This is a genomic window from Gracilibacillus sp. YIM 98692 (assembly GCF_010993965.1).
Lineage (GTDB): Bacteria > Bacillota > Bacilli > Bacillales > Amphibacillaceae > Gracilibacillus.
Genome location: NZ_WIXM01000015.1, coordinates 58607 through 70858 on the forward strand (window position 1 = coordinate 58607; position 12252 = coordinate 70858).

The window sequence follows — 12252 nt, forward strand, 5'->3', positions numbered from 1 at the left end:
TTTTTGTTATACTATATCTTAGAGTAAATAGGGCGTGTTTCTCAGGAATGGTTACGAATCTAAAGGTGGTGTAAATATGGTAGTACAGTATACAAACTTTCGTGGAGATGAATACTTTTTACATGCTAGACAAACAAAAAAGGGAAATTTGAGTTACTATTTTAAAAAAAATGATAGTAATACAAAAGTAGAAAGTATTCCAGAAGGTTACGAAATTTATGAACACCCCAATGGAAGAGTGTTTCTAACGAAAATCGCTAAAAAGAAAATAAAAGATGAAGAGCTTCGTCTTATGGAGAAAGCGATTCAATTATATAGCCCAATAAAGGATTTTAAATTAGATGTTAAACAAAAAAGTATATACATCTATACGTATGAAAATCCAGTATCCATTGACGAGGAACCATTAGTGGTAGAGGCGCTCTCAGATCCTAAATATAAAACATATGATGTGCAGCTTTGTTTTACTTTAGTGGATAAAAAGACAAGAGAATTTAAAGTGGAGCGAAAATCTTACACTGGTGAGAAGGAAGATCAGTGGCTATTTCTAGAGCAATCAACCGATCTTCAATCCATTGTCGAAAAGTATGTGAAACACTTAGGAAAAGAAAGCTTTTATCAGCTGGTATAATAAAGTATATTTATAAGCCACAGTGAATGCATCTGTGGTTTTTTTGTTCTTTGTAAATAATCACCAATTCTTTACGATTTATTATAAATGAACGTATTTTTAATAAATTAAAAGAACGAGAGACCTATATGACATTAGCTTATCATAATCAGTATAAAAGCAACCGTTCAAGGATTATTGAAGGTTTCACTGTTGAGACTGCTGTGTTAAACTATTTTTCGTAAATATGAATGACAAAGTAAAAAACAGGAGGAGTTTTACTATCTTAAAAGAAATGGCACCTAAATGCGAAACATGTAGATTAGTTGCAACAGTAAATAAAGAGGAAGAAATACATCTTACCGTTCTTCATAAAGAAGATGGATTTGTTTATTTTAAACTTAAGGATATAGATAAACAAAGAGAGGATATTCAAGTATATATAAAAGAGCTTCAACCTAAAATTGAGACAGGCGAATTTCAAGTTGGGCTTGTGGATATGGAAAAAGAACTTGTCTGTAGTTAAGGAAAAGGACCGAACAATGATGTTCGGTCCTTTACTTTATACTATCAGAAGGTTTTCTTTATATATAATACAATTTAAAATTAATATCTTGATCATGATTGCCGAATTCTCGACCGAATAATGTTAACCCGCCAACATTATCAGCATCCTCTTTTACTTCGATGCGTAGTTTCCAGCCATCCGTTTTGGTGTCTAAATCATGAATGGTAACATCAGACATAGGCTCACCGTCCATATAAGTTCCATGAGTCGTAATCCGGATGGTTTTCAATAAGCCATATTGGTTAATGTTATGCGGCCACCAATCAGGTGTATATTTCCCACGCGTATCTGCAAAGTCACCAGGACTGATCCACGTCCCTAATTCAATTCCATTTAAAGTAAAAGTTATATCAGAAGGCCAAACATCATTCGAAAAAGGAAACTCCGATGAAATCTCCATACTGATATCTAATTGTTGTAATTCATCATCTTCTTTTAAGAAATTAGGAGTCTTATATTCAATAAATCCTTGCGTAAACCAAAGGATTCGCGCATCCATTCGCTGAGGATCCATAAAGTATTTTGTTTGATCTACAGGTCCAATAAAATCTTTTGTAGTGGCTAAACCACAAGTAGGTAAAACGTGATAATCCGTATAATGTCCAACAGGTATTGATGTTTCGTATGTAGCGAAGGAGTGGTAAATTTTTTTAGGGAAATTCACCTCTATATGATCTACTTTTAAAATCGAAATGCGCTGCAAACCTGATTTTCCGGGAATTTTTTCAGTACGAATGATCCCGGCCTTTTCTAATTTTTCAATATGTTTCGTTACAATCGGACTGCTGATTCCTAATTCTTTTGATAAATCTTTAATATTCATTTTATTTTTAGAGAGTAATTGAATAATTTGTAATCTTACTTCACTCGCTAAAGCTTCGTATACAGGTAATGAGGCTTTATCAACTTCTAATTGCATGTGTTATCACCTTCTGTTTTATGAAATCGTTTTCTTTTATGAACAATAAGCTTATCTTTCATCATTTATATATTGTAAATATAATTCAAGGTTAACAAAAAAGTTAACTGTTAGCAATTTTAATGCTGTCATCATATCAAAAAGTTATGAATTATAGATATTAGAGCAAAATACAGATAAAAATAGTATTCATAGCAAAGACATAGTATAATACAATTAGCTAATAAAAGGGGGGTACACATCATGATGAATGCGCTAGTTTTACAATCAGACTTCGGACTAGAAGATGGAGCGGTAAGTGCTATGAAAGGTGTTGCACATAATGTCAGTAAAGTTATCCCAATTTTTGATAATACACATGATATTCCACCTTTTGATATATGGGCGGGGTCTTATCGACTTTTACAAACAGTTTCTTATTGGCCTAAAGGTACAGTATTTGTATCAGTTGTAGATCCAGGAGTTGGTACTAATCGAAAAAGTGTAGTGGTGAAAACGAAAGGAGAACAATACATTGTAACACCAGATAATGGAACGCTAACTCATATTTATGAAAAAGTTGGCATTGAAGCCATACGTGAGATTGATGAAAATGTCAATAGACTTCCTCACTCTGGTGCTTCGCATACTTTCCATGGGCGAGATATTTATGCTTATACAGGTGCAAGAGTAGCTGCAGGTGTTATTCCTTTTGAAAAAGTGGGACCAGAACTAAATGTTTCCGGTGTTATTCGATTACCTTTTTGTGAGGCGGAGTTAATAGATGATGCTATTCATGGAACGATTGATATACTAGATGTTCGTTATGGGAATTTATGGACGAATATTAGCAGGGAGTTATTTCTAAAGCTTGGAGTAAGCTATGGAAATCCAGTTGAAGTAAATATTTTGAACGACTCTCGTGTTATTTACAGCAATGTGATGACTTTTGGCAAATCGTTCGCTGCGATTCATGTTGGCGAACCATTGGTGTATGTTAATTCATTGGATAATATGGCTATCGCGATTAATCAAGGGTCTTTTGCAAGAGCGTACAATATCGGAACAGGGTCGAGTTGGCGTATATCTATTAGGAAGAGGTAGTCAAATGGTTAAATCACCTCTCAAGATGGTTTCATAATGGCCGTAAGAACACTTCTATTGCACCTAAAAAACCACGGAGTTGCTCCTCCGTGGTTTTTATAAGAAAAAGAAACTCTAAATTAATTTTTTGAAATGGAAATAATTGCTCCGGTGTATGCATCAATGTCTATTTCTATTTCTTCGACTAAGGTTTCGATTTCGGCTTCATAATATACTTTTCCATCATCTTTTTCTAATCCTATTTCCACTTCTGATAATGTTCCAACTACTTGCGATAGTGCGATGTCTTTTGCTTCAGCTTCCGTTATAAGTGTAGCTTCACCAGTTGCTTCTGCTTTGGTGCTATTGTTCTTCTTTTCTTGGTTATCGTCTACGCTATCTTCATTTTCAGAGTTTGATTTTCCTTGTTCATTTGTTTTATCAGAAGTGTTGTCATTGTGGTTTGACTCTTCTTGATCTTGTGATGTTGTTGTTTCTGTTGTGTTTTCTGTCTCAGTATTATGTTCACTTGATTCTGTACTTACTTCACCTTGAGATTGCTGTGTCGTTTTGGAAGAAGCAGTTGTTCCGCTTTGATCTTTGGTTACATCCGTTTCTTGTTCAGCTGTTGCTCTTTCCTCTAATACCACAGATTCACTAGCTTCGTTTTTTTCATCACTATCTGTTTCATTGCCTGTTTTGGCTTCTGTTGATTGCTCAACTTGACCATTTGTCTGAACAACAAACGATTTTTCCTCTAGTCGTACAATTTCACCAGTAACCGCATCAACTTTCATTTCATAGTGATGTTCATTTCCCTCAATTTTAATTTCGTAATATGTTTCATTACCCGATTCCATTAACTCCATCTCCAAAATGTCACCAGCATATTGATTCGAAACTTTCTCAGATACTTCCTCTTTCGAAAGATGTGCATCCGCAGAATTAGTTGTGAGCTGGAATGTTGTTAATAGTCCGCCTGTTAATAATATTCCTGTCAGGACGGCATAAAAGATTTTGTTTTTCATTTGCTCATCTCTCCTTTATTTGATGTTACTTATCAGTTTAACGAGTGTTTCTGAGTGAACCCTGAGAGAAAAATGAGAATTTGATGAGAAATGAATTTATTACGGTGAATAATCGTCCTTAAACCCCCACTGATGGAAGTCTCTCTTTATTTCGGCAAGCTGATGGTAAAGGTCGATCCTTCTTCTATTCGACTATCCACTGAAAGTTTTCCGTTATGGGCACGAACAATCGAAGTGCAGATTGCTAAACCAAGCCCAGTACCTCCAGCCTTCCTGCTTCTTGATTTATCAACTCGATAGAACCTTTGGAAAATTTGTTTTTGATCTGACTCGCTAAGTCCCTCGCCAAAATCTTGAACCTGAATATCATATGAATAATTGTTTTCTATTAAAGAAACAATCACACGGTCATCACTATACTTACAAGCATTATCGATTAATATATATATAGCTTGCTGCAATTTGGCTCGATCGGCACTAATGATTTCGTGATGGTCTGTCTCATCATAAAAGCTAATGTTTCGATCATAGGCAATGGAAAGGGAACGAATCACTTCTTTTATTAAAGCTCTTAATTCAAATCGTTCGTAAGTAAGATTTTCTTTATCTTCATTTCTAGCTAACATAAGCATCTGTTCTGTTAATTGTTGCATTCGATTGGTTTCGGATAAAATGGATTGGGTTGCTTCTTCTAATAACCCAGGTTTTTCTTTTCCTCTTCTCTTTAATAAATTTGCATACCCTGAAATGACAGATAAAGGCGTTTTTAATTCATGAGAAGCATCTGATACAAACTGTTCTTGTTTGCGAATATTTTCTTCGATTCGTTCAATCATTTCATTATAAGCGTGCTGCATCTGATTTATTTCATCATGGCTTTTGGAAGGTATATCCAATTTGTCCCATGTCCCATCTTTGGGATTGCTTTTCATTTCCTTCGTTAACCGTTGTATTGGCTTTGTCACATAACCAGCTAATAATGTACCTGCTATTATCGCAGGGATTACCATTAAAGCAGCCGTTGCCATTAATACAATCTGTAAGGTTGATAGTGTATCTTCCATCGCATAAAGCGCCTCATTTACTTGAAGGGTGACAATGGACCCGTCTTCCCAAATAATAGGCATGGCCACTTGCACGTAGGGAATACCATCCTCTGTTTTATTTAATCTAATTTCTTCACTTTGCGTATAGTGGAAAGGCCAATCGTAATAGCTAGATTGTTTTGAAACATCATGAATCACTTGCTCATCGGCGTCTATAATTCGAATCAGTCCATTATTAGGCAAAAAAGCCTGCAATAATTGTTGATTTTCAATTTCCCCTCCATTGTTTTGCACAATAGCTTCCATGACATTCAATGTATCATCTCTCACTCTATTGATTTCCTTTTCACTCACCTGATTTTGATAAAGCAGATACACAATTGTATGCATCAAAAGCATAAATAACAAGATCAGTGCACTTAAAAACATTTGTACTTTTGTTCTTAACTTCATTGCATGGCATCCTTTATTGTATAACCAACCCCGCGAATGGTTTGTATTGTCCTTTGATCAAAAGGTTTATCAATTTTATTCCGAATATAACGAATGTATACATCTACTACATTCGTATCACCTGCATAATCAAATCCCCATACCTGATTTAATAGCTGCTCCCGATTAAATACTTGATTTTTGTGTTTTAATAAAAAAGTTAGCAGATCGTATTCGCGTGGTGTTAATTCAATGAATTGATTTCCACGCCTAACCTCCCGTGCTTTTTCATTTATGGTAAGATCTCCGATTTGGAGAGAGGAAGAATCAACGGGTTTGTGGTAGCGTGTATGTGCTCGAATTCTTGCTAGTAATTCCTCTATTTCAAAGGGCTTTGTTACATAGTCATTAGCTCCAAGGTCTAAGCCAGATACTTTATCATGTACTTGATCGCGTGCAGTTAGAAGAATTATAGGTGTCGATGTATTAAGTCTTCGGAACCGCCTTAGCACTTCTAAGCCACTCATTCCTGGTAGCATAATATCTAATAAGATAAGATCATAGGAATCATTTTGCATTTGTAGAAAGGCATCTTGTCCATCATATACGGTTGAAGTTTGATAGTCTTCATAGCTTAATTCCAATTCTAAAATTCTCGCAATTTTCTCTTCATCTTCTACTATTAAGATATGAGTCATAGAACAACCCCCTTTGCATCTAATATAGCATATCTCCATCTATTGTTCAGTTGTGAATAGAAGTGCAGCAGACTTCCGTTGATAGGTTTTCTTGGTCATTACCAAACGATTATAGCAGAACAGCTTCCATTAAAAAGTTAAAGCAGCAAAAATTGTAAAGAATTGTAGGAAAGCCTGTTTTCTAAAAGGTTATTGCTCTTTAAAATAAACCTCTTTCACAAAATCCATAAACTGAGACGTAACTTTGACAAGTTCTTTTAAGGTGAGTGCTGTGATACCACTCCGGAAATATACTTCGCTTTCCGCGGGCGACGGCTCAGCCTCCTCGTGAGCAAAAAACGCTTACTGCGGGGTCTTCACACTGTCGCTGTTCCCGCAGGAGTCTACGTATATTTCCTCCGTTAATGAAATGGTAAGATTTTTTGATATGTTTCTTTTTCATAAGTATTTATGATTTTTCTTACTCGAAAAGAACTTCGGGAAAATGCGAGACTCCTGGGGGAAGAGCAGCTTCCGAAGCCCCCGCAGGAAGCACCTGCATCTTCTAGTAAAGCTTCATAGTAGGCTTCCTCGGTGCAAGGGAGCAAAGATGTTATTTCAAGTAGCCCCTGGCTGAGGTACTGCCCCCGGAAAGGGAGCGTTTTTCCGCAGCGCTGAACTAGCACGATATCTGAAAGAATGGGAGAAGATCACGCTTATGTTCCTTACGTTGCATTTTTTTAACTGTATTGGAAAACAACAAAGAATACGAAAAGAGCCATATGGAAAAGGGCGCAAAAAGAGCAAACTATAACTGTCTAAAGAAAACAAACTGCCCGTAACAATAGTGAATTTTTTGTTTGGTAGGGGAGAGAATTTGATATATTATAAAGAGAGACTTCCATCAGTAGGGGGTTTCTTTAAACAGTTTCTATTCTTAGGAGGGATGTTGATGAAAATAATTCCATTAGGTGTTTGGGGTGGATATCCGAAGGCAAACAGTGCGAATTCTTCTTTTTTAATAGAAGAAGGTGGATTTCATTTATTGTTTGATTGTGGAAGCGGTGTATTAAGTTCTGTTCAAAACTATATAAAGGTGCAACAACTAGATGCCGTATTAGTAAGTCACTTTCACCATGACCATATAGCAGATATTGGTCCACTGCAATATGCAAAACTCATTCAAAACCAATTAGCAGAGGAAAGTAAAATATTGCCGATTTATGCACCAGGCGAAGATAAGTATACATTTGAAAAACTCTCTTCTAAAGAGGATATAAAGGCTTATGCAATAGAAGAGAACCATACCTATCAAATCGGCCCTTTTCAGATCCGCACGATAAGAACCACTCATCCGGTATACTGTTTAGCCTTTCGGATCGAAACAAAAAAATCTTCCGTTGTCCTAACTGCTGATACAGCGTGGCAAGAGTCCTTCGTTCCTTTCGCAGATAAAGCGGATTTAATCATAAGTGAATCGAATCTGTATGAGCATTTGGAAGGAAAAATACCAGGACATATGAGTGGAAGAGAGGCAGGGGAGTTAGCTAATAAAGCGAATGCAGGGCAGCTGCTCTTAACGCACCTTCCGCATTTCGGTAATCTAAATGACCTTGTAGTGGAAGCCTCTACTGTTTATTCTGGTCATGTAGAGTTAGCTCAAGCAGGGAAAACATACCATCTAAGATGAGATGCCATAGAAAAAGTATGCCTCGGTACCTAAACTAACCCAAAGAACTACATCCAATAAATGAAAAAGATGACGAAGGTCTTTTTGTTTATATTTTTCCACCATATGTAAGGTATGAAAGATAGCATACAAAAAAGGAAAGCCTATAAAAAAGTCGAGGTATGATGTATAGAGTATAAAACAAATATATCCAATAGAAAAAATAATAAAAAAGTTACGAAGTCGTAGATCGTCATGTAAAAGTTGTTTGTTTCTTTCTAATTGTAACTTTTTCTTCATCCAATGGTTGATGATATACCAAATAATAACTGTAATGCTAACGAGAAGAAAAAACAAAAAGTAACCTCCATTCTTTATCCGTTTTTTTGATCAATAGGTTTTGTAGATTGTCTAAATTGAATCTCATGTGGAACTATAATTCGCTTAGCAGGTTCATTTTTACTTTTTACTTTTTCTATTAAACATCTAGCCGATTGCACACCTAGATGATGAATTTGAATATCCACTGTTGTTAAAGGTGGTGTAGTGATTTCTGATAAATATAAATTGTTAAAACTTGTAATGGAGACATCCTGTGGACAACTAAGACCAATTTCTTCTAATGTGTTAATCACCCCAAGTGAAATTAAATCATCCGCTACTACTAAACCAGTAGGGGGAGTTTCTAACTGAAAAAGCTCCTCTAATGCTTGTCGTCCACCTGACTTTGAAAATTCTGTAGATACTTTATAGCTTTCTGGAGATGGTAAATCAGCATCATTTAAAGCTGAAAGGTAACCATTCAAGCGAGAAGCAGTAACGGTTAAATTTGGTGATCCCCCTATAAATGCGATGTGTTTATGTCCTATCTCAATTAAATGTTTTGTTAGTTCTCGACTTGCACTTTCATTGTCATTATCAACATAAGTAATTTGACTTTCGTTATCTGCTGGTTTTCCTACTACAACGAATGGAAAATCATGTTCCATTAAAAAATGCTGTACCGGGTCATTAGCTCTAGAATATAACAGCACCATACCATCAACGCGGTTCCCATGCACCATTCGTTGTACCTCTTCATATGTTTCCTTTTCACTCCCCCCTGTAGAAAGATACATAGAATATTCGGTTTCGTGTGCATACGAACCAATTCCCCTTAATATTTCGGAGAAAAAAGGATTTTGTAAAGCTTTATCGGTAGAGGATGGCATAATCACACCGATCGCTTGAGAAGAGCGAACAGCTAGATTTCGAGCATTTACATTAATGTGATAACCTAGTTCTTTCATGGCTTTACGTACTCTTTTTTTTGTTTCAATACTTATTCTTGGATTATCAGCAATGACTCTTGAAACTGTTGAAGGAGCCACACCTGCTTTTTTTGCTACATCTTTGATTGTTACTGCCATAAATGTCACCCTTTTACCTTAATTCAGAAACAAAAAACTGTTATTTATGTCAATTATATGTGATCTTGATGGAAATGGAAATAAGATCTTTGAAATTTAGCATAGACATGATAAAACGACTTGCTAAAGAAAGCAAGCCGCTTTGCCAATTTATATAATATATTACCTATTGCTTGGACTCATATCCAGATGCAAAAATAGCTGCAAAAAATGTAATGCATACTCCAATAATTAATGCAATACCCATGGTAACGCTCCCCCTTTAATAAACAAATACTAAATTATGTATATCCGTTATGCTTAGCTTTTCCTTATTATACCGAAATCATGTAAGTTTGTGAAGCTATAAAATGTTAGAACTCATTTCAGTATCGAATTCATTTTTTGGATAGTTAGTACATACATTTAGATAAGCAGTCAATTCTAACCCCTTCGCTCTTTTGAGGAAGTTTTACTATTGGGAGGTTTGTCATGAGTGATATATTAAAAAAAGTGCAAGAATACCGGACAACACAAAATGCGTTGAAGTGGGAAGGTACTTTTGCGGAATATTTGGAATTACTGAAAGAAAAACCTTATTTGGCTCAGTCGGCACACTCTAGAATTTATCAAATGATTAGAGATGAGGGAATCGAAGAAGAAGATGGTGTGAGAAAATACAAATTTTTTAGTGATGAGTTATTTGGCTTGGAAGAAGCATTAGAGAAGTTAGTAGAAGAATATTTTCACCCTGCAGCGAAGCGTTTGGATGTTAAAAAGAGAATTTTATTACTAATGGGACCGGTAAGTGGTGGTAAATCAACGTTAGTAACTTTACTGAAACGAGGTTTGGAGAAATATACGTTAACAGACAAAGGTGCAGTGTATGCAATCAAAGGTTGCCCGATGCATGAGAATCCATTACATCTTATACCACAGCATTTACGCCCAGAATTCGAAAAAGAATACGGTATTCGAATAGAAGGAAGCTTGTCACCTTTAAACCGATTACGACTCGAAGAGGATTATGATGGAAATATTGAAGATGTTAAGGTCGAACGAATTTTCTTCAATGAAGATAATCGAGTTGGAATTGGTACTTTTAGCCCTTCAGATCCAAAATCACAGGATATCGCTGATTTAACCGGATCAATCGATTTTTCTACAATCGCAACATATGGGTCTGAATCCGACCCTCGGGCTTATCGTTTTGATGGCGAATTAAATAAAGCCAATAGAGGAATAATGGAATTTCAAGAAATGCTGAAATGTGATGAGAAATTTTTATGGCATTTGCTTTCATTAACACAAGAAGGGAACTTTAAAGCTGGAAGGTTTGCCTTAATTTCAGCAGATGAAATGATTGTGGCTCATACAAATGAAAGTGAGTATCGTTCCTTTATCTCCAATAAGAAAAATGAGGCTTTACATTCTCGTATGATCGTCATGCCGGTTCCATATAACCTGAAGTTGGATCAGGAAGAGAGAATTTATCAAAAAATGATTGAAGAGAGCGATATAAAAGATGTCCATATTGCTCCACATACGTTAAAGATTGCAGCCATGTTTACCATATTGACTAGGTTGAAAGAGTCCAAGCAAAGCAATGTAAGTCTGTTGAAGAAAATGTATCTTTATAACGGAATGGCTGTGGAAGGATTTAGTGAGCAGGATGTTAGTGCCTTAAAGAAAGAGTATTCCGATGAAGGAATGTCTGGAATTGATCCTCGTTATGTCATTAACCGCATATCGTCTACTATTATACGCAAAGAGATGAAAGCAATTAACGCCTTAGATGTACTGCGCTCCTTAAAAGATGGATTAGATGATCATCCATCCATTACGAAAGAGCAGAAAGAGGATTATTTAGATTTTATATCCACGGCTCGTAAAGAATACGATGATTTGGCGAAAAAAGAAGTGCAAAAAGCCTTTGTTTATTCGTATGAGGAATCTGCGAAAACGTTAATGGACAATTATTTAGACAATGTCGAGGCATTCTGTAATAAAACGAAGCTACAAGATCCATTAACTGGTGAGGAAATGCATCCAGATGAAAAGTTAATGCGTTCGATCGAAGAGCAGATCGGTATTTCTGAAAATGCCAAAAAGCCTTTCCGTGAAGAAATATTAATTAGGATTTCTGCATATGCAAGAAAAGGAAAGAAATTTGACTATCAATCACATGAAAGGTTACGTGAGGCTATACAAAAGAAATTATTTGCTGATTTAAAAGATGTAGTCAAAATTACTACATCAACCAAAACTCCTGATGAACAACAGTTGAAGAAAATGAATGAAGTAGTAGCCACACTAGTTGAAGAATATGGTTATAACACACAATCAGCCAATGACTTACTTAGATATGTAGGTAGTTTGTTGAATAGATAAGAATAAAACGATGCATAATAGGAGCTGTCTAAAAAGTTCAGTTTGCGTGTAAATGGAGCTGACTTTTCTGATAGCTCCTTATTTTTATTTAACACGTTTTACATATTTGTTGTTTAACTGCACAATAGAACCAAACTGCGACATAAGCCCTGAAAAAGTCTGAATACCGCCCAGAAATATACTTCGCTTTCCGGGGGCACGGCTTCAGCTTCCTCGGCAGCAAGCTGCCTGTGGGATCTTCAGCTCGCGCTGTTCCCCCAGGAGTCTACGTATATTTCTTCCGCTTGTGAGTAGTAAGAAAATGTATTTTTTCTCACTAAAAACGAGCACCCATCCAAGCTGCGGAAAACTACGAGACTCCTGTGGGAAAGGAATAGTCTGAAGACCCCGTATCGATGCACTGACCCCCTAAATCCGGACACTCCAAAATAAAAAATTTAGGGGGTTAGTACCATGAATCGA

At 36.1% G+C, this 12252-nt stretch carries 11 protein-coding genes; 5 read left to right on the forward strand and 6 right to left on the reverse strand.

The features are described 5' to 3' along the window. Positions 1–76: 76 nt before the first annotated feature. Both GHD00_RS13290 and GHD00_RS13295 read left to right on the forward strand, forming a co-directional pair. Positions 77–631, forward strand: a complete 555-nt coding sequence (locus GHD00_RS13290) for a hypothetical protein (RefSeq protein ID WP_163538665.1) — start codon at positions 77–79, stop codon at positions 629–631. A gap of 226 nt (positions 632–857) precedes the next feature. Then, positions 858–1136, forward strand: a complete 279-nt coding sequence (locus GHD00_RS13295) for a hypothetical protein (protein WP_163538666.1) — start codon at positions 858–860, stop codon at positions 1134–1136. 58 nt (positions 1137–1194) lie between these two features. Here GHD00_RS13295 and GHD00_RS13300 read toward each other — a convergent pair whose 3' ends face one another. Then, the gene (locus GHD00_RS13300) at positions 1195–2097 is read right to left on the reverse strand and encodes an ArsR/SmtB family transcription factor (RefSeq protein ID WP_163538667.1); all 903 of its coding nucleotides are present in this window, start codon (positions 2095–2097) and stop codon (positions 1195–1197) included. A gap of 240 nt (positions 2098–2337) precedes the next feature. Here GHD00_RS13300 and GHD00_RS13305 point away from each other — a divergent pair, with 240 nt between their 5' ends. Then, positions 2338–3180 carry an SAM hydrolase/SAM-dependent halogenase family protein gene (locus GHD00_RS13305; protein WP_163538678.1) on the forward strand — a complete coding sequence of 281 codons (843 nt, stop codon included), beginning with the start codon at positions 2338–2340 and terminating at the stop codon, positions 3178–3180. A gap of 119 nt (positions 3181–3299) precedes the next feature. Here GHD00_RS13305 and GHD00_RS13310 read toward each other — a convergent pair whose 3' ends face one another. From GHD00_RS13310 to GHD00_RS13320, 3 genes are all read right to left on the reverse strand, one after another. Further along, entirely contained in the window at positions 3300–4187 is an 888-nt protein-coding gene (locus GHD00_RS13310) for a PepSY domain-containing protein (protein ID WP_163538668.1), read from the reverse strand. Positions 4188–4333: 146 nt separating this feature from the next. Further along, positions 4334–5686 (reverse strand): ATP-binding protein, encoded by a 1353-nt coding sequence (locus GHD00_RS13315; protein WP_163538669.1) that lies wholly within the window; start codon positions 5684–5686, stop codon positions 4334–4336. Next, positions 5683–6363 (reverse strand): response regulator transcription factor, encoded by a 681-nt coding sequence (locus GHD00_RS13320; protein ID WP_163538670.1) that lies wholly within the window; start codon positions 6361–6363, stop codon positions 5683–5685. Before GHD00_RS13320 ends, GHD00_RS13315 begins: the two co-directional genes overlap by 4 nt. Positions 6364–7294: 931 nt before the next feature. Between GHD00_RS13320 and GHD00_RS13325 the strand changes: the two genes are divergently transcribed. Continuing rightward, the gene (locus GHD00_RS13325) at positions 7295–8032 is read left to right on the forward strand and encodes an MBL fold metallo-hydrolase (RefSeq protein ID WP_163538671.1); all 738 of its coding nucleotides are present in this window, start codon (positions 7295–7297) and stop codon (positions 8030–8032) included. On the opposite strand, the gene GHD00_RS13330 is transcribed toward GHD00_RS13325, so the two are convergent. Both GHD00_RS13330 and GHD00_RS13335 read right to left on the reverse strand, forming a co-directional pair. Continuing rightward, positions 8024–8368: a DUF4181 domain-containing protein gene (locus GHD00_RS13330; RefSeq protein WP_163538672.1), complete on the reverse strand. Its 345-nt coding sequence runs from the start codon at positions 8366–8368 to the stop codon at positions 8024–8026. The genes GHD00_RS13325 and GHD00_RS13330 overlap by 9 nt on opposite strands. A gap of 17 nt (positions 8369–8385) precedes the next feature. After that, complete coding sequence (locus tag GHD00_RS13335; RefSeq protein ID WP_163538673.1) at positions 8386–9420, reverse strand: LacI family DNA-binding transcriptional regulator; 1035 nt, start codon at positions 9418–9420, stop codon at positions 8386–8388. A 471-nt stretch (positions 9421–9891) separates the two neighbouring features. Between GHD00_RS13335 and GHD00_RS13340 the strand changes: the two genes are divergently transcribed. Further along, positions 9892–11790 carry a PrkA family serine protein kinase gene (locus GHD00_RS13340; RefSeq protein WP_163538674.1) on the forward strand — a complete coding sequence of 633 codons (1899 nt, stop codon included), beginning with the start codon at positions 9892–9894 and terminating at the stop codon, positions 11788–11790. Positions 11791–12252: the final 462 nt, after the last annotated feature.